General features: G+C 71.9%; 13 protein-coding genes. 10 read left to right on the forward strand and 3 right to left on the reverse strand.

The genetic code is table 11. From position 1 onward, the window contains the following. Nucleotides 1-235: 235 nt before the first annotated feature. Both AB0M11_RS38500 and AB0M11_RS38505 read right to left on the reverse strand, forming a co-directional pair. Nucleotides 236-1,849, reverse strand: a complete 1,614-nt coding sequence (locus AB0M11_RS38500; RefSeq protein WP_365713097.1) for an NADH-ubiquinone oxidoreductase-F iron-sulfur binding region domain-containing protein — start codon at nucleotides 1,847-1,849, stop codon at nucleotides 236-238. Continuing rightward, nucleotides 1,846-3,126 carry a cytochrome b/b6 domain-containing protein gene (locus AB0M11_RS38505; protein ID WP_365713099.1) on the reverse strand — a complete coding sequence of 427 codons (1,281 nt, stop codon included), beginning with the start codon at nucleotides 3,124-3,126 and terminating at the stop codon, nucleotides 1,846-1,848. Before AB0M11_RS38505 ends, AB0M11_RS38500 begins: the two co-directional genes overlap by 4 nt. Before the next feature lie 426 nt (nucleotides 3,127-3,552). Here AB0M11_RS38505 and leuS point away from each other — a divergent pair, with 426 nt between their 5' ends. The 9 genes from leuS (at nucleotide 3,553) to holA (ending at nucleotide 15,410) form a co-directional block, all read left to right on the forward strand. Further along, nucleotides 3,553-6,432, forward strand: coding sequence for a leucine--tRNA ligase (gene leuS, locus AB0M11_RS38510; RefSeq protein ID WP_365713101.1), 2,880 nt, complete (start codon nucleotides 3,553-3,555; stop codon nucleotides 6,430-6,432). A 151-nt stretch (nucleotides 6,433-6,583) separates the two neighbouring features. After that, nucleotides 6,584-7,312, forward strand: coding sequence for a hypothetical protein (locus AB0M11_RS38515; RefSeq protein ID WP_365713103.1), 729 nt, complete (start codon nucleotides 6,584-6,586; stop codon nucleotides 7,310-7,312). Between the two features lie 72 nt (nucleotides 7,313-7,384). Further along, the gene (locus AB0M11_RS38520; RefSeq protein ID WP_365713106.1) at nucleotides 7,385-8,230 is read left to right on the forward strand and encodes a DegV family protein; all 846 of its coding nucleotides are present in this window, start codon (nucleotides 7,385-7,387) and stop codon (nucleotides 8,228-8,230) included. 130 nt (nucleotides 8,231-8,360) lie between these two features. Then, nucleotides 8,361-9,542 (forward strand): ComEA family DNA-binding protein, encoded by a 1,182-nt coding sequence (locus AB0M11_RS38525; RefSeq protein ID WP_365713108.1) that lies wholly within the window; start codon nucleotides 8,361-8,363, stop codon nucleotides 9,540-9,542. Beyond that, entirely contained in the window at nucleotides 9,539-12,037 is a 2,499-nt protein-coding gene (locus tag AB0M11_RS38530) for a ComEC/Rec2 family competence protein (protein ID WP_365713110.1), read from the forward strand. Before AB0M11_RS38525 ends, AB0M11_RS38530 begins: the two co-directional genes overlap by 4 nt. 13 nt (nucleotides 12,038-12,050) lie before the next feature. Next, nucleotides 12,051-12,902, forward strand: a complete 852-nt coding sequence (locus AB0M11_RS38535) for an arylamine N-acetyltransferase (protein ID WP_365713122.1) — start codon at nucleotides 12,051-12,053, stop codon at nucleotides 12,900-12,902. A 173-nt stretch (nucleotides 12,903-13,075) separates the two neighbouring features. Beyond that, nucleotides 13,076-13,957: a YceI family protein gene (locus AB0M11_RS38540; RefSeq protein ID WP_365713112.1), complete on the forward strand. Its 882-nt coding sequence runs from the start codon at nucleotides 13,076-13,078 to the stop codon at nucleotides 13,955-13,957. 142 nt (nucleotides 13,958-14,099) lie between these two features. Then, a complete protein-coding gene (locus AB0M11_RS38545) occupies nucleotides 14,100-14,345 on the forward strand; it encodes a hypothetical protein (RefSeq protein ID WP_365713114.1) in 246 nt (81 codons plus the stop codon). Between the two features lie 72 nt (nucleotides 14,346-14,417). After that, nucleotides 14,418-15,410 carry a DNA polymerase III subunit delta gene (gene holA, locus AB0M11_RS38550; protein ID WP_365713116.1) on the forward strand — a complete coding sequence of 331 codons (993 nt, stop codon included), beginning with the start codon at nucleotides 14,418-14,420 and terminating at the stop codon, nucleotides 15,408-15,410. Nucleotides 15,411-15,644: 234 nt separating this feature from the next. Here the strand turns inward: holA and rpsT are convergent, their stop codons facing one another. Next, nucleotides 15,645-15,911: a 30S ribosomal protein S20 gene (gene rpsT / locus AB0M11_RS38555; RefSeq protein ID WP_365713118.1), complete on the reverse strand. Its 267-nt coding sequence runs from the start codon at nucleotides 15,909-15,911 to the stop codon at nucleotides 15,645-15,647. Nucleotides 15,912-16,132: 221 nt separating this feature from the next. Here rpsT and lepA point away from each other — a divergent pair, with 221 nt between their 5' ends. Further along, entirely contained in the window at nucleotides 16,133-18,007 is a 1,875-nt protein-coding gene (gene lepA / locus AB0M11_RS38560; protein ID WP_365713120.1) for a translation elongation factor 4, read from the forward strand. Nucleotides 18,008-18,118: the final 111 nt, after the last annotated feature.

Raw genomic sequence — 18,118 nt, forward strand, 5'->3', positions numbered from 1 at the left:
CCCGGAGACCTCCGCGCCGGCCACCCCGCCGCCCCCCACCCCCCCGGGCGCCCCCCCCCTCGACGTTGTTCCGGGTTGTTCCGCGTTGTCCCGGAACATTCTCAACCCTGTGGGTGGCCCGGGTCCGCGGGGACTCGCCCGGTCCGGGCTCCTCGCGCGCGTGGGGCGGCCCACCCCGATCAGGGTGACCCGCCCCACAGGCGCGCGGTGACGCGCGCTGATCGACGCCCTGGCGTCAGCGCCCCAGCGCCCGGCGACCGCGGCCCTGCGAGAGAACCGGCAGGTTCTTGGCCGGCGCCTGCGAGCGCGTGTCCTCCTCGATACGCAGGGCGAGCGCCGGGCAGCGCCGCACCGCGCGTATCGCCTTGGCCTCCGCGAACCGCGGCACCTTGGCCTGCGCGACCGTCGGGAAACCGTCCGCACCCAGCTCGAAGACCTCCGGGAGGATGTCCGCGCACAGGCCGTGGCCCCGGCACAGCGTCCAGTCGACGTAGATCTTCTGCCGGCTGCCGCCACCGTTGTCCTCGGGCTCTCCGCCGCCCGGAATGCCCGTAGGCATCTTGCCGTCCTCGAAGAGCGGCAGAACGCCCTCCACGGGCCGCCCGCAGCCGTTGCCGAGCACGTGCGCGGCCAGGTCGTCGGTGAACGCCTTGATCGTCGACTCGAGGAACATCGCGGAACCGTCCGGGTGCGAGCACGCACCGCGCCGCTTCACGTTCTTCGCGACCTGCTTGAGCGCTTCCAGGGCGGCCGGCCCGCCGCCGTTGAGGATGTCCTCCATGCCGCGCGCGGCCGCCGGCAGACCCAGGTAGCAGGGACCGCACTGTCCCGCGCTCTCCTCCGCGAGCCACTGGGCGACCCGCAGCGACTCGCCCAGCGGGCAGGTCTCCTGCGTGATCGGCAGGATGGCGCCGGCGCCCAGCGCACCGCCCACCGCGTCGAGCGAGTTGCGGGAGACGATCGCCTCGTTGACCGTGGCCGCGTCGATCCACTTGCCGTGGTAGCCGCCGGTCAGCACACCCTGCGGCACCGGCGGGGCGCCCGCCAGCTGCAGCACGTAGCGCAGCGGCACGCCCGTGGGCACCTCGATCACCATGGGACGGGCGACCGCGCCGGAGACCGTCAGCATGACGGTGCCCGGCTCGTCGTACAGGCCGGTGTTGCCGTAACGCTCCGGACCGATCCGGGCGGCGATCGCCAGCTGCGCGAACGTCTCCGCGTTCGACAGCAGCGTGGGCGCGCCGCCGACACCGTTCTGCGAGGCACTGGTCTTCCGGCCGGGCGGGATCGCGGGCCCGCCGTCGATCGAGCGGATCAGCGACGCGGCGGCGCCGGTGACCATACGGACCGGGTTGCGCTGGACGAACGCCTTCAGTGCCGAACGCCGGCCGTTGCTCAGACCGCGTTCGGCGAGCGCCTGCTCCATGGAGCGCTGCGTGGACTCCCGGGTGACGCCGATCACGAGCGTGCGGGCACCCAGCGCCTCGGCGCACAGCAGCGCACCGTCCAGGATCAGATGCGGGGCACGGTTGATCAGCACCGTGTCCTTGCGGCAGGCCGGCTCGTCCTCACTGCCGTTGACGACGACGACCGGCCGTACACCGCGCTTGATCGCCGCTTCGGCGACCGAGCGCAGCTTTTTGTGGAAGGGGAAGCCCGCGCCGCCGCGGCCCTTCAGGTTGATGCGCTCGGAGAGCTGCGCGAGCTGCTCCCCGCCCAAGGGCTCAAGCGGCCCGTGCACCTTGAGGTGCATGGGCAGATCGAGTCTTTCGACAAGGTCGAAGCCCGACGTGAGCTGAGGAAGGCCGACCACGCGGACTTCTGGTACGTCGGGCAGGGCCTCGTTCACCTATAGCCTCCGGAAGGCGTGTTCCAAGGTTCGCCCGAACCCGGGGCGTCGAAGGAAGCACCGGGCGCTGGTTCGTTGGCGGGACCGCTGTTGTATGTGTCATTCGAGTTGTACGTCCCGTACCGGGCATTCGTCTCACCCGTGTCGTACACATCACGTCCGGTCGTGCCAGCGGCGCCCGGATTGCCATACGCCGGGATGTTGTATCCGGTGTCCCGAAGCGGGTCGTACGCCGACGGGGGTGCCTCGCCGACCGGGGGCGGTGACGGGATCGGCCAGCTGCCCGAGGTGCTGGACGGGCTGTCCATGCGCTCCATGCGCGCGGTCTGGCCCGCGGCGAACGGCGACTGGGGCTGCCCAGGGGTGTTCGTGGCCCGGTAGGCGGCGGCGAAGCCGGAGGCCGGCTCGGGGCCGGGGGCGGCGGACGGGAACAGCGGGTTCGACTGCGTGGACGCGGTGTCGGCACGCGACGGCCTGGGGTCGCGCTCGCGGGGGGCGTCGTAGCCGGGCAGCCCGGACTCGCCGACTCGGGCGCGGCTCGCGTCGAGGTCGTTCAGACGCGACCGCTCCGAGTCCCCGAGGAGCGTGACGAGCCGGTCGGCGAAGCGGCGCTTGAACGGCCGGGGCGCGGCACGCAGAGCGAGAGCCGCCATGATTCCGGCCAGGCACAGCTCGTAGGACACCATGAAGAACGTCTTCGCCGGGCGGCCCGCGAAGAGGCCGTGGAGCAGGGCGAAGCACAGGGCCGGGTAGGCCAGCATGTGCATCGCGCGCCAGCGGGCGGCCACCACGGCGGGCGCGGCGAACTGGTTGCGCAGCGCACCGGTGATGCCCACGAAGATCATGAGGTACGCGGCCAGGGAGCCCATGCCGATGAGGGTGGCGCTGCCCGGGTTCGCGCCGCCGCCCCCGGTGATCACCCAGCCGAAGGGGATCAGTGCGGCGATCCAGTCGGCGTGGTCCAGCGCGATCTTCACGCCGATGTGCACGAGCAGGAACGCGATCGAGCCCACCGCGGTGACCCGGTGGATGGCCTGGGCCACGATCCGCTGGCGGATGTTGAGGAGGATGCGGTCCTGGGCCACCAGGCCCCAGATGCACGAGCAGGTCAGGCAGACGAGCGCCAGGACGCCCGCACCGAAGTTCAGGAACTGCTGCAGCCAGTCGCCGCCCGCGAGGACGACGATGGGTATCAGCAGCAGGACGACAGCGGATGCCACCCCATAGGCCGAACGGCCAGGTTTGGGGAGCGAGCTGTTACTACGACGAGGGTTCATGGGGGCAACTCCGAGCAGTTCGGGAAAGCGGTCCCGGTGCCGCAGCCTAAGTGGCGCCATACCGATCAGTACGAGGTTTGAGTTATTGCGTTGTTATCAAAGGGTGATGCATCCCTTGTGGTGTCCCTTAGGGGACGGTACGCGAAGTAATTTTTGAACCTGGTTCAACTCTCGTCCCGATGGTCGCCTCAGACGCACGTGTCCATCAGTGATACGCAAGCGCGTCGCGGGTTGCTCAAGCGCTGCGGTACCCTGACGCCATGCGTGCCGTACGCCTTCTGCTTAGCGGGCCGCGCTGATCAGTCCCGACCGCCGGACGAAACGGTGGGTCGGCATCGGCGCGGCGTCCCCTCCTGTGCGAGGGGATTTTTCGTTTCTAGAAGTTCGCAGCCGCTGGCAGAGACGACCGATGGAGCTTTGAGGATCATGAGCGAGACGAACCCCGCTGCCGCCGCCACGTCGGCGGAGGCCGCGCCGCACCGCTACACGGCCGCCCTGGCGTCCGAGATCGAGGCACGCTGGCAGGACTTCTGGGACGCCGACGGCACCTACGCGGCACCCAACCCCACGGGAGACCTGGCCGGTGACCCGGAGCTGGCCGCCAGGCCCAAGAAGTTCATCATGGACATGTTCCCGTACCCGTCCGGTGCGGGCCTGCACGTCGGCCACCCGCTGGGATACATCGCCACCGACGTCTACGCCCGCTTCCAGCGGATGACCGGCCACAACGTCCTGCACACCCTGGGTTTCGACGCCTTCGGCCTGCCCGCCGAGCAGTACGCCGTGCAGACCGGCACGCACCCGCGCGTGTCCACCGAGGCCAACATCGAGAACATGAAGGTCCAGCTGCGCCGGCTGGGCCTGGGCCACGACAAGCGCCGGGCCTTCGCCACGATCGACCCGGACTACTACAAGTGGACCCAGTGGATCTTCCTGCAGATCTTCAACTCCTGGTACGACGACGAGGCGAAGAAGGCCCGCCCGATCTCCGAGCTGATCGCCCAGTTCGAGTCCGGTGAGCGAGCCGTACCGGGCCACACGCGCGCGTGGAACGAGCTGGCCGCCGGTGAGCGCGCCGACGTGCTGGGCGAGTTCCGCCTGGCCTACGCCTCCGACGCGCCGGTCAACTGGTGCCCCGGCCTGGGCACCGTGCTGGCCAACGAGGAGGTCACCGCCGACGGCCGTTCCGAGCGCGGCAACTTCCCCGTCTTCAAGGCCAAGCTGCGCCAGTGGAACATGCGCATCACCGCCTATGCCGACCGGCTGCTGGACGACCTGAACGAGCTGGACTGGCCCGAGGCCATCAAGCTGCAGCAGCGCAACTGGATCGGCCGCAGCGAGGGCGCCCGCGTCGACTTCCCGATCGACGGCGAGAAGATCACCGTCTTCACCACCCGCCCGGACACCCTGTTCGGCGCGACCTACATGGTGCTGGCCCCCGAGCACCCGCTGGTCGACCGGTTCGTCCCGGTGGCCTGGCCCGAGGGCACCCACGACGTGTGGACCGGCGGCCACGCCACCCCCGCCGAGGCCGTCGCCGCCTACCGCGCGCAGGCCGGAGCCAAGTCCGACGTGGAACGGCAGGCCGAGGCCAAGGACAAGACCGGTGTGTTCACCGGCGCGTACGCGACCAACCCGGTCAACGGCGACAGGATCCCTGTGTTCATCGCCGACTACGTGCTGATGGGCTACGGAACCGGCGCGATCATGGCCGTACCGGCCGGCGACCAGCGCGACTTCGAGTTCGCGCGCGCCTTCGAGCTGCCGATCGTCTGCATCGTCGAGCCGACCGACGGCCGCGGCACCGACACGTCGACATGGGAGGACGCCTTCGCCTCGTACGACGCGAAGATCATCAACTCCTCCCACGACGACCTCAAGCTGGACGGTCTGCCGGTCGCCGAGGCCAAGGCTCGCATCACCGAGTGGCTGGCCCGCAAGGGCATCGGCGAAGGCACCGTCAACTTCCGGCTGCGCGACTGGCTGTTCAGCCGCCAGCGCTACTGGGGCGAGCCCTTCCCGATCGTCTACGACGAGGACGGCGTCGCCCACGCGCTGCCCGAGTCGATGCTGCCGCTGGAACTGCCCGAGGTCGAGGACTACTCGCCGCGCACCTTCGACCCGGACGACGCCGACACCCAGCCCGAGACCCCGCTGTCGCGCAACGAGGAATGGGTCCACGTGACCCTGGACCTGGGCGATGGACCGAAGAAGTACCGCCGCGAGACCAACACCATGCCCAACTGGGCGGGTTCCTGCTGGTACGAGCTGCGCTACCTGGACCCGCACAACAGCGAACAGCTGGTCGACCCGCAGATCGAGCAGTACTGGATGGGCCCGCGCGAGAACATGCCGCACGGCGGTGTCGACCTGTACGTCGGCGGCGCCGAGCACGCCGTGCTGCACCTGCTGTACGCCCGTTTCTGGTCGAAGGTCCTGTACGACCTGGGACACGTGTCGTCCGCCGAGCCGTTCCACAAGCTGTTCAACCAGGGCATGATCCAGGCCTACGTCTACCGCGACGGCCGCGGCTTCCCGGTGCCCGCCGCCGAGGTCGAGGAACTGGACGGCGAGTACTACCACCAGGGCGAGAAGGTCACCCGCCTGCTGGGCAAGATGGGCAAGTCCCTGAAGAACGCGGTGACTCCGGACGAGATCTGCGCCGAGTACGGCGCCGACACGCTGCGCCTGTACGAGATGGCGATGGGCCCGCTGGACGTCTCCCGGCCGTGGGACACGCGCGCGGTGGTCGGCCAGTTCCGTCTGCTGCAGCGGCTGTGGCGCAACATCGTCGACGAGGCCACCGGTGAGGTCACCGTCACTGACGCCGACCCGGACGAGGAGACGCTGCGTGCCCTGCACAAGGCGATCGACGGCGTCCGCCAGGACCTGGAGGGTCTGCGCTTCAACACCGCCATCGCCAAGGTGACCGAGCTGAACAACCACCTGACGAAGGCGGGCGGCGCGGTACCGCGATCGGTGGCCGAGCCGCTGGTGCTGATGATCGCGCCGCTGGCCCCGCACATCGCCGAGGAGCTGTGGCGCAAGCTGGGCCGCACCGACTCGGTCGTGCACCGGGACTTCCCGGTCGCCGACCCGAACTACCTCGTCGACGAGACCGTGACCTGCGTCGTACAGATCAAGGGCAAGGTCAAGGCCCGCCTGGAGGTGCCGCCGGCCATCTCCGAGGAGGAACTGGAGAAGGCGGCGCTGGCCGACGAGACGGTCGTGAAGGCGCTGGGCGGCGCCGGGATCCGCAAGGTGATCGTGCGCGCGCCGAAGCTGGTGAACATCGTCACGGCATGACACCGTCGGCCACCTCCGGGTGGTCCCCTACGGGCAGGTTCGGGGTTTTTCCGGAACCCCGGGCCTGCCCGGTGCGTTTACCGTTGAGAGGCACGGCCACCCACGCCGTGCCGGGAAACGGCCGGGGCGGTGGGCAGCGAGGAGGAGCACCGTGGAAACAGTGATCGCCATATTCGCCGTCCTCTTCCTGCTCTTCGTCGCCGCCGGGGCGTACGTCACCGTCAAGGCGGTCGGCGCCGCCAAGCGCGGGGTGGACCGCACGATCAGCCAGGCCCGGCGCACGGTCGAGGAGCACACGCTGCGCGCCAAATCCGTGGTCCAGCTCGGTCCGGCGGGCGAGATCGCCCAGCTCCGGCTCGCCCTGCGCACCTCGATGCGGGCCACCCAGGACGCGCTGCACGCGGGCGCCACCGAGGACGAGTCGCTGAAGGAGTCCCTCGGTCTCTTCCAGCGCCTGAGCGCGCACGGACATGAACTGGACGGCGAGCTCAGGCGCCTGGAGTCGGAACCGGACCGGGTCACGCTCGCCGCGCGACTGCCCGAGCTGCGTCGGCGTGCCGAGCGCATCACCGAATCCGCGGACGCGCTGCGCTGGGCGGCCCGCGACCGGGCCCGCCGCTTCGCCGACGACGAGCTGGACTCGCTGAGCACCCAGATCGGCGTCGAGGCGGACGCCCTGCGCCACTGGACCCGTCCGGATCCGACCGCGCAGACACCGCCGTGGCCCGAGGCAGCCGTCGGCCCCGGCGACCCGCAGACCTGGCCCGGGCAACCGCGTTCCGCCGCGGGCGAGAAGCCGGGGCAGGCCGCGATCACCCCGCCGGTCCGGCCTCGGGCGTACCCCTGGCAGAAGAAGCCCCGGCCGGAGAGCACCACTTGACCCGGCCGGCTCCGGTCCGGGCGGCCGGGGGCGGGCTGCCGCGTGCGGGCTACGCCAGGTAACCTCCAGCTCATGTCCTGCCATGTCGCGATCGTCACCGATTCAACGGCCTACCTGCCGCCGCGGACGGTGGAACGCCACGGCATCACCGCGGTCCCGCTGACCGTGGTGCTCGGCGACCGGGCGCTCGAAGAGGGCACCGAGATCTCGACCCGTTCCCTGGCCCAGGCCCTGCAGAAGCGTCGATCCGTCACCACGTCCCGGCCCGGTCCGGAGGTGTTCGCCGAGACCTACCGCAGGGTGGCCGGGGCGGGGGCCGCCGGCATCGTCTCGCTCCACCTGTCCGCAGAACTGTCGGGCACCTACGACGCGGCGGTCGTCGCCGCCCGCGAGGCACCCGTCCCGGTGCGGGTGGTGGACACCGGGATGGTCGCGATGGCCCTCGGTTTCTGCGCGCTCGCGGCCGCCGAGGCCGCCGAGGCGGGCGGCACCGTCGACGAGGCCGTCACGGCCGCGGAGAAGCGGGCCGCCGGTACCTCCGCGTACTTCTACGTCGACACCCTCGACTATCTGCGCCGCGGCGGACGCATCGGCACCGCCCAGGCCCTGCTGGGCTCCGCGCTCGCCGTGAAGCCACTGCTCCAGCTGGACGGCGGCCGGATCGAGCTCCTGGAGAAGGTGCGGACGGCGTCCCGGGCCATCGCCCGTCTCGAGGAGCTCGCCGCCGAGCGTGCGGGCGGCGCCGAGGTGGACGTCGCCGTCCACCATCTCGCCGCCCCCGACCGTGCCGCGGCTCTCGCCGACCGACTGCGGGCGCGGGTGCCCGGACTCGTCGACCTGCATGTGAGCGAGGTCGGCGCGGTCATCGGGGCGCACACCGGCCCCGGGCTGCTCGGGGCGATCGTCTCGCTGCGGTGACCTGTGGATCCTGAGCGCGAGCCTCGGCGTAATCACTCGTACGAGTGACGGAGTTGTCCACAAACCGGCGGCCGTCCACGGAAACTGAGCAAGATCATCGCGGCGGGGCGGGAAGCCCGATCCTCGTGGCATGGCACTTCGATCACGCTCACACGAGACACATGCGACCAGTGGCCCGGGCCGGGGCCCCACCTCCGACGGCCGCACCCGGCACCTGCGGTCCCCGGTCCGGGCCCGGGTCCGCCACCGCCCGGCCCCGGCCGACGAACTGCGCCGCCGTGCGGAACTCCTCTTCGGGGAACGGGCCGTCGTCAGGCCGGTGTCCGGGCAAGGACCTCCCAGCGCCAAGACGGTGACCGGCACCGGTGCGGCGACCGGACTGACCGCGGCGACGACCGCGGTGCGTACGGCCACGGCGGGAGTGCGCACCGCCGCGGCGGCGCTGTCCACGGCGGCGGCCGTGATGTCATCGGCCCGCGCGTTGGCCGGTGAGACCACGGCGCGGCGCGCGCCGGCGCAGCCGGGGCTGCGGTCCCGGGTCGGGGCGGCCGTACGGGAGCGGATGCCGGTGTGGCTGCAGACGCGCTGCGGGCTGGAACGCCGCGGCGCGGTCGCCCTGGGGGTGGTCCTCGTCGTGGCCACGGCGCTGGCCGTGCAGCACTTCTGGTCGGGCCGGACCGAGTCCGTGAGCGCTCCGGAGGTGGTGCGCGCCCAGGCACCGTACGAGAAGACCGAGGAGCGGGATCCGGCCGCCGGTGCCGGCTCGGCCGGAGCCGGTACCGCCGCGGCGCCCGGTGCCCTCGACGGGCCGGCCGGCCTGCCCGGCTCCGGCGCGACCGGCGCGACCGGCGGGCCGGGCGGGCCCGGCAGGCCCGGTGGGGAGATCGTGGTGGACGTCACCGGGAAGGTCCGCAATCCGGGGGTGCACACGCTGCCGGCCGGGTCCCGGGTGACCGACGCGCTGCGGGCGGCCGGCGGGGTACGGCCCGGCACGGACACCGACGGACTCAACCGGGCCCGCTTCCTCACGGACGGCGAACAGATCGTCGTCGGGGGCCCGGCCCCGCCCGTCGCACCGGGCCAGGCAGCAGGCGGTACGGCGACGGGAGCGGGCCCGTCCGCGCCGGTCTCCCTGAACACCGCGACCGTCGAACAGCTCGACGCCCTCCCCGGGGTCGGCCCGGTGCTGGCCCAGCACATCGTCGACTTCCGCACCCAGCACGGCGGTTTCCGCTCGGTCGACGAACTCCGCCAGGTCAAGGGCATCGGCGACCGCCGCTACTCCGACCTGCGAGACCTGGTCCGGCCATGAGCCACCGGGGCGAGGGCGCCGGGCAGGACGCGCGGGCCGACCTGCGGCTGGTGCCGCCCGCGCTCGCCGTCTGGGCGACGGCCGCGTCGGCACTGGGCGCGCCACCGGAATGGACGGCCGGGACCGCCCTCGCCTGTCTGATCGGTGGGGCTGTTCTGCTGCGTCTCGCCGGGGCGCGCTCCCGGCCGGGCGGAATCACCGCCGGTGCCGCCGCCCGGCCCGCATGGCGACGGGCGTCGGCCGGAGCGCTGCTCCTGTGTGTCGCCGGAGCGGCCGCCTCCGCGGGGCTGCACGGGGCGGACGTACGCCGCGGACCGGTTCCCGGGCTGGCCCGCGCGTACGCCACCGTGACCGCGGAGGTGGAGCTCACAGGGGATCCCTGGGCCGCCTGGCCACGCGTGCGGGGCGACCGCGCCACCTCGGCTGCCGTGCTGGTGCGCGGCGAGGTGCGGCGGGTGGAGCGGGGCGACGGGACGGAGATGACGACACGTTCGCCGGTGCTGGTCGTCGTGGACGATGGCCTGCCGGCACCCGGGGGTGGCGGCCGGGCGCGCTGGCTCGGGCTGCTGCCCTCGACGCGGCTGCGGGTGAGCGGACGGTTGGCGCCGGCCACGGCCGGCGGGGACCGAGTCGCGGCCGTGCTTCGGGTACGGGAGCGCCCCGCACCGGTGGTGGTGGGGGAGCCGAACGGGCCGCAGCGGCTGGCCGGGCGGTTACGGGCCGGGCTGCGAGAGGCGACCGAGGGGCTGCCCGAGGACGCGCGGGCACTGCTGCCCGGTCTGGTCGTCGGGGACACCTCACGGATCACCCCGGACCTGGACGAGGCGTTCGAGGCGACCGACCTCACGCACACCCTCGCGGTGTCGGGCAGCAACCTCACCATCCTGCTCGCCCTGCTCATCGGACCGCCGGGACTGGCCCAGCAGACCGAGCGCCGGGGGCTGGCCCCACGCCTCGGGCTGTCGCTGCGGGCGACCGCACTGTTCGCGTCGGCGCTCACGCTGGCCTTCGTCGTCGTGTGCCGGCCGGACCCCAGCGTGCTGCGGGCCGCGGCCTGCGGAGCGGTCGCCCTGCTCGCCCTGGCCACCGGCCGCCGCAGGTCGCTGGTGCCGGCCCTGGCGACGGCGGTGCTGCTGCTGGTGCTGTACGACCCGTGGCTGGCCCGCAGTTACGGCTTCCTGCTGTCGGTGCTGGCCACCGGTTCGCTGCTGATGCTGGCGCCCGGGTGGAGCGAGGCGCTGCGGCGGCGCGGGGTGCCGGAGCGGCTGGCCGAGGGGCTGGCGGCGGCCGCGGCGGCGCAGGCGGTGTGCGGGCCGGTGGTCACGGTGCTGTCGGCGCGGGTGAGTCTGGTGGCGGTGCCCTGCAATCTGCTGGCGGAGATCGCGGTCGCACCGGCCACAGTCCTGGGGTTCGGGGCGCTCGTGGCGGCTCCGGTGGCGATGCCGGTCGCCAGGGCGCTGGCATGGTGCGCGGGCTGGCCGGCCGGGTGGATCGCGGGGATCGCCCGGACCGGGGCCGGGCTGCCGGGTGCCGGGGTGGACTGGCCCGGGAGCTGGGCGGGGGCCCTGCTGCTGGCCGCGGTGACGGTGGTCGTCGTCCTGCTGGGGCGGCGGTTGCTGCGGCATCCGTGGTGGTGCGGGGCGCTGGGGGTGCTCCTGGTGCTGCTGGTGGTACGGCCGGCGCCGCTGACCCGGGTGGTCACGGGTTGGCCACCGCCCGGCTGGCGGCTGGCGATGTGCGACGTCGGGCAGGGCGACGCGACCGTGCTCGCGGCGGGCGCGGGCACGGGCGTGGTGGTGGACGCCGGGCCCGATCCGGCGCTGGTCGACCACTGCCTGCGGGAGCTCGGCATCACCCGGATCCCGCTTGTCGTCCTCACCCACTTCCACGCCGACCACGTCGCGGGGCTGCCCGGGGTGCTGCGCGGGCGTGAGGTGGCGCAGATCGAGACGACCGGGTTCGAGGAGCCCGCGGACCAGGCCGAGTTCGTCAGAAGGGAGGCCGCCGAGCACCGGGTCCCCGTCACGCGGGCGGTCGCCGGGGAGCGGCGCAGGACCGGGCCGCTGGAGTGGCAGGTGCTGTGGCCGCCCCCGGAGCCGGCGCCGGAGCCGGACGGACCGAACGACGCCAGTGTCGCCCTGCTGGTCCGTTCGGCCGGACTGCGGATGCTGCTGCTCGGGGACCTCGAACCCCCGGCCCAGCAGGAGCTGCTGAGATCTCCGGCCGCTGCCGGGCTGGGCCGGGTGGACGTGCTGAAGGTGGCCCATCACGGGTCCGCGTACCAGGATCCGCAGTTGCTGCGGCTGGTGGCGCCCCGGGTCGCGCTCGTCTCGTGCGGGGTGGACAACCCCTATGGGCATCCGGCACCGGGCACGGTGGCCGCGCTGCGGGCCGTCGGGGCGGTGGTGCTGCGCACCGACCGGGACGGGGCGCTCGCCGTGACCGGCGGCCGCATGGGCGGGGAGGCGGGGGAACTGCGTGTGACGAGAGACTGAGGGCATGAACTCGGTGAACTCCGCACAGATCGACGCCTACCTCCGTCGGCTGGGGGTCGCCCGCCCCGCCCGGCCCACCGCCGACGCCTTGCGCGAGCTGCATCTGCGGCACCTGCGGACGGTGCCCTTCGAGAACCTTTCGGTCCACCTCGGCGAGGAGGTGGCGCTGGCGGAGGAGCGGCTGCTGGAGAAGGTGGTGGGCGCGGGCCGGGGCGGGTTCTGCTACGAACTCAACGGCGCTTTCTCGGTGCTGCTGGCCGCGCTCGGTTTCGGGGTGACGCCGCTCGCGGGGCGGGTGTACGGAGCGGAGGGGAGGCTGGGGATCCCGTACGACCATCTCGCGCTGCGGGTGCGGACGGTGGACGGCGGCGAGTGGCTCGCCGACGTGGGGTTCGGGGCACACAGCCACTACCCGCTGGCGTTCGCCGAGCGCGGTGAGCAGGCCGATCCCGGCGGGACCTTCCGGATCACGGAGGCGGGGCCGGACGGAGCGGGGGCCGGGGGGAGCGGTGAGGACCGTGTGGGCGCCGGGGACCTGGACGTGCTGCGCGACGGGCGGCCGCAGTACCGGCTGGAGGTCCGGCCGCGGGTGCTCGGGGACTTCACGGCCGGGGCGTGGTGGCACAGCACCTCGCCGTCGTCGCACTTCACGCAGTCGCTGGTCTGTTCCCGGATCACGGCGGACGGCGGGCGGATCACGCTCAGCGGGCGGACGTTGACGGAGACGGCAGCTGACGGGACCCGGCACGTACGGGAGTTGGAGCGCGACGACGAGGTGCTCGGGGTCTACCGCGAGCGGTTCGGGATCGAGCTGGACCGTGTGCCGACGGTGCGAAATCCCGGGAAAGCCAAGCGGAACGGCTAATTCGGGTGCCGTGGGAGAACACGTTTCTACCGGTGCGTAGCGTGCCTATGTGCGTAGTTACGGCGCAAGTGCCGGATTCCCGCGATGGGGGATCGTGTTGCCCCGAAAGCCGCATCAGTGATCGAATGTTTCTTCGGCAGCGGATGGTGGCGAGGCGTACAGGGGTGGCGAGCATGTTCGGCCGCTTGATGGTCAACCGAACGAACCGGACGGAACGGACGAGCCCCCTCGCGGCGGTGCGGACTCCGCCGGATGCCGGGGTACTGAGCTGCCGGGTGCTCGACCCGGTCAACGAGCCCGTGACGAACGCCGAGTTCGCGGTCAGCGACACCACGGGGCGCACGGTGGTCAGCGGAGGCACCGACCCCTACGGGTCGTTCCTGACGACGGTGCCGGCCGGCGAGTACCGGTTGGCGGTGTCCGCCGAGGGCTTCGCGCCCTACCGGGCCACGGCGCGGGTGGGCGAGAACAGCCTCGCCTCGCTCGGTGACGTGACCCTCCAGGTCGCCCAGCCGCCGGACCTGCCCGCGCCGGGGGACTGGGAGATCGAGCGCACGCATTCCTCGATCGGCTTCACCGCCCGGCACATCGGTCTGGCCCGGATCCACGGACGGTTCAACTCGTTCGCGGGCGCGGTACGGATCGCCGAGCAGATGGAGCGGTCCGCCATGCACGTCGTCATCGACGCCGCGACCATCGACACGGGCGTCCGGATGCGCGACGACCATCTGCGGTCGGCCGACTTCCTGGACGTGCAGCGGTTTCCGACGCTGGAGTTCTACAGCGAACGGTTCGTGCACAAGGGCGGCACCAGGTGGGCCGTCACCGGGGCGCTGTCCCTGCACGGCGTCACGCGCACCGTCACCCTGGACACGGAGTACCTCGGACTCGGCAACGGCATGGAGGGCGAGGTGCGCGCCGCCTGCCGGGCCAGCACCGAACTCCACCGCGACGACTTCACCGTGAGCTGGCAGACCATGCTGGCGCGCGGGATCGCGGTGGTCGGGCCCAGCATCCGCGTCGACCTGGACGTGCAGATCGTCCCGAAGGGCTGAGTCGCACGCTCCGGCCCGGACCGGCCGGCGCCGGCTCGTTCCGGTGTCCGGCGGTCTCCGGCGGTCTCCGGCGGCGCACGGTGCTGCCTGGCGGGGCCCGGCGGTGTCCGGTGCTGCCCAGGTGGTGCCCGAGAATGGGGCCGTGAGCGATGTGAGGCATGTGCTGGTGCTGCCCGACCGGGACGCGGCCGAGGAGGCCTCCGAGGCCCTCGGGACGAGGTTCGGTGTCGACGAGGAGCCCCGGCTGGTCCGGGACGCCCTGGCCGGGGAGGACGACGCCGAGGACGCGCAGTGGCTGCTGCTGCTCAGGGACGAGCAGGGGCGGCTGGACCCGGCGGAGCTGGACGAGTTCGCGGGGGAGTGGGACGGCTGGCGCGAGGAGCCGTGAGCGCGGCGCGGTCGCGTGGCCGCCGGAGCGCGGCCGGCCCTGTTGTCAGTGGGCCGTGGGATGCTTGGCGCGATGGCCAAGAAGACTGCTGATGACGATCCGCTCGCCCCGGTGACCCTGGCCGTGGGGCAGGAGGAGCTGCTGCTCGACCGCGCCGTGCAGCAGGTGGTGGCCGCTGCACGGGCCGCCGACGCCGACACGGACGTGCGGGACCTGAACCCCGACCAGTTGCAGCCCGGCACGCTCGCCGAGCTGACCAGCCCGTCGCTCTTCGCGGAGCGCAAGGTGGTGGTCGTGCGCAACGCGCAGGACCTGTCCGCCGACACGGTCAAGGACGTGAAGGCCTACCTCGGATCACCCGCCGAGGAGATCACCCTCGTGCTGCTGCACGCGGGCGGCGTCAAGGGCAAGGCGCTGCTGGACGCGGCGCGCAAGGCGGGGGCACGGGAGGTCGCCTGCCCGAAGATGACGAAACCGGCGGACCGGCTCGCGTTCGTGAAGAGCGAGTTCCGGGCGCTCGGGCGGTCCGCCACGCCCGAGGCCTGCCAGGCGCTCGTCGACGCCATCGGCAGTGATCTGCGGGAGCTGGCGTCGGCCGTGACCCAGCTCGCCGCGGACGTCGAGGGCACCGTCGACGACGCCGTCGTCGGGCGGTACTACACCGGGCGGGCCGAGGCGTCGAGCTTCACCGTGGCCGACCGGGCCGTGGAGGGGCGTACCGCGGAGGCGCTGGAGGCGCTGCGCTGGTCGCTGGCGACCGGGGTCGCCCCGGTGCTGATCACGAGCGCGCTCGCGCAGGGCGTGCGGGCGATCGGGAAGCTCGCCGGGGCGCGGGGCGGGCAGCGGCCCGCCGATCTGGCGCGCGAGCTCGGGATGCCGCCGTGGAAGATCGACCGGGTACGGCAGCAGATGCGGGGATGGACGCCGGACGGGGTCGCGGTGGCGCTGCGGGCCGTCGCCGAGGCGGACGCGGGCGTGAAGGGCGGCGGGGACGATCCCGAGTACGCCCTGGAGAAGGCCGTGGTGACGATCGCGCGGGCGGCGCGGTCGCGCGGTCGCGGGTAACGGCCATACCGGAAGACGTGCACCGGAAGACGTGCACCGGAAGAGGCGTGCCGAAAGCGGCATGCCGAAAGGCCCCGGCGTCCGCCCTGGGGAAGGGCGAGGAGCCGGGGCCTTCGGTTCACGCTGTCGATCGACGCCCGCGTGGCGAACGCAGGCCGCGCGTCGATCCTCGGGTGCCGGTCGGGGGCGGATGAGAGAGGGCCCGCCCGGGTCCTTCCGGCGTCACATCAGATGTCAGCCCTTGAGGGCAGCGACCTTGGAAGCAAGCGCCGACTTCTTGTTGGCGGCCTGGTTCTTGTGGATGACGCCCTTCGAGACGGCCTTGTCGAGCGCACGCGCGGCAGCGCGCTGCAGCTCGGTGGCCTTCTCGACGTCACCCGCGGCAGCAGCCTCACGAGCCTTGCGGACCGCGGTCTTCAGGGAGGACTTGACGGCCTTGTTGCGCAGCCGAGCCTTCTCGTTGGTCTTGATCCGCTTGATCTGGGACTTGATGTTCGCCACGAAAGAGCCTTTTCAGGTTCTGGCACGGATCCGTGAAGGCGCCGCGCCGATGATTTCTTGAAGTCGTGCCTCGCGCTGAGAGGGCATGAGACACAGCTCGCCACGTTACCAGCGAGCCGGACAATGGCCCAAACCGGTCCCCGGTCCCCCGTCATGGGACCATGGAGACTACGTATCGATCCGACCCGAGGCATAAGGCGCCTCAAGAGACAGGACCCTGCGTGCCCGCGACCCCTAACAATGTGCCCGAGCCGAGCCGTACCGACCCGGCTCTGATCCGCAATTTCTGCATCATCGCGCACATCGACCACGGCAAGTCCACGCTCGCCGACCGGATGCTCCAGCTGACCGGTGTGGTCGAGCAGCGGCAGATGCGTGCTCAGTACCTCGACAGGATGGACATCGAGCGCGAGCGCGGCATCACGATCAAGTCCCAGGCGGTGCGTCTGCCCTGGGCCCCGACCGAGGGCCCGGACCAGGGCAGCACGCACATCCTCAACATGATCGACACCCCGGGGCACGTCGACTTCACCTACGAGGTCTCGCGGTCGCTGGCGGCCTGCGAGGGGACCATCCTCCTCGTCGACGCCGCCCAGGGCATCGAGGCGCAGACCCTCGCCAACCTCTACCTGGCGATGGAGAACGACCTCACGATCATCCCCGTGCTCAACAAGATCGACCTGCCGGCCGCGCAGCCGGAGAAGTTCGCCGAGGAACTGGCGAACCTGGTCGGCTGCGAGCCGGACGACGTGCTGCGGGTCTCCGCCAAGACCGGTGTGGGCGTCGACGCGCTGCTCAACAAGGTCGTCGAGGAGATCCCGGCGCCGGTCGGCGTCGCCGACGCGCCCGCCCGCGCCATGATCTTCGACTCGGTGTACGACTCCTACCGCGGCGTCGTGACGTACGTCCGTGTCATCGACGGCCAGCTCAACAAGCGTGAGCGGATCAAGATGATGTCGACCGGCGCCACCCACGAACTGCTGGAGATCGGCACCAACTCGCCGGAGATGCTGTCCGCCGACGGCCTCGGCGTCGGCGAGGTGGGTTACCTGATCACGGGAGTGAAGGACGTCCGGCAGTCGAAGGTCGGTGACACCGTCACCAGCCAGGCCAAGGGTGCCACCGAGGCCCTCGGCGGCTACAAGGACCCCAAGCCGATGGTCTTCTCCGGCCTGTATCCGCTGGACGGCTCCGACTACCCCGAGCTGCGCGAGGCCCTGGACAAGCTCCAGCTCAACGACGCCGCGCTCGTCTACGAGCCGGAGACCTCCGCCGCGCTCGGCTTCGGCTTCCGCGTCGGCTTCCTCGGCCTGCTGCACCTGGACGTGATCCGGGAGCGGCTGGAGCGCGAGTTCGGGCTCGACCTCATCGCCACCGCGCCGAACGTGGTCTACCGGGTGGTGATGGAGGACCGGACGGAGTACACGGTCACCAACCCGAGCGAGTTCCCTGAGGGGAAGATCCACGAGGTGTACGAGCCCGTCGTACGGGCCACCATCCTCGCGCCGACCGAGTTCATCGGTTCGATCATGGAGCTGTGCCAGACCCGGCGCGGCACCCTGCTGGGCATGGACTACCTGTCCGAGGACCGGGTCGAGATCCGGTACACGCTGCCCCTCGCGGAGATCGTCTTCGACTTCTTCGACCAGCTGAAGTCGAAGACCCGCGGTTACGCCTCGCTGGACTACGAGCCCACCGGTGAGCAGACCTCCAGCCTGGTCAAGGTCGACATCCTGCTGCACGGCGACAAGGTCGACGCGTTCTCGGCGATCACCCACAAGGACGCCGCCTACGCGTACGGCGTGCGGCTCGTCGCCAAGCTGCGCGAGCTCATTCCGCGCCAAGCCTTCGAGGTGCCCATCCAGGCGGCCATCGGCTCCCGGGTGATCGCCCGCGAGACCATCCGCGCCATCCGCAAGGACGTCCTCGCCAAGTGCTACGGCGGCGACATCTCCCGCAAGCGCAAGCTGCTGGAGAAGCAGAAGGAAGGCAAGAAGCGGATGAAGATGGTGGGTTCCGTGGAGGTTCCCCAGGAGGCCTTCATCGCGGTGCTCTCCAGCGACGACAGCGCGGGATCGGCCAAGAGCAAGAAGTAACCGCGGGTAATGGTCGGTCGCGCCGCCGCCGACCGGAGGGCCGAACCATGCCAGCGATCGGTCAGTGGCAGCTGCGCGCCGCGTTCGCCGTGCGGCTGTCGGAGATGTACG

The sequence above is a fragment of the Streptomyces sp. NPDC051987 genome (assembly GCF_040680735.1).
In the GTDB taxonomy this organism is placed as follows: domain Bacteria; phylum Actinomycetota; class Actinomycetes; order Streptomycetales; family Streptomycetaceae; genus Streptomyces.

Bases quoted from the DNA above. Each gene is read 5' to 3' on its own strand.
- AB0M11_RS38505 (WP_365713099.1), bottom strand. From the start codon at position 3,126: ATGAACCCTCGTCGTAGTAACAGCTCGCTCCCCAAACCTGGCCGTTCG.
- leuS (WP_365713101.1), top strand. From the start codon at position 3,553: ATGAGCGAGACGAACCCCGCTGCCGCCGCCACGTCGGCGGAGGCCGCG.
- AB0M11_RS38520 (WP_365713106.1), top strand. From the start codon at position 7,385: ATGTCCTGCCATGTCGCGATCGTCACCGATTCAACGGCCTACCTGCCG.
- AB0M11_RS38525 (WP_365713108.1), top strand. From the start codon at position 8,361: ATGGCACTTCGATCACGCTCACACGAGACACATGCGACCAGTGGCCCG.
- AB0M11_RS38530 (WP_365713110.1), top strand. From the start codon at position 9,539: ATGAGCCACCGGGGCGAGGGCGCCGGGCAGGACGCGCGGGCCGACCTG.
- AB0M11_RS38540 (WP_365713112.1), top strand. From the start codon at position 13,076: ATGTTCGGCCGCTTGATGGTCAACCGAACGAACCGGACGGAACGGACG.
- holA (WP_365713116.1), top strand. From the start codon at position 14,418: ATGGCCAAGAAGACTGCTGATGACGATCCGCTCGCCCCGGTGACCCTG.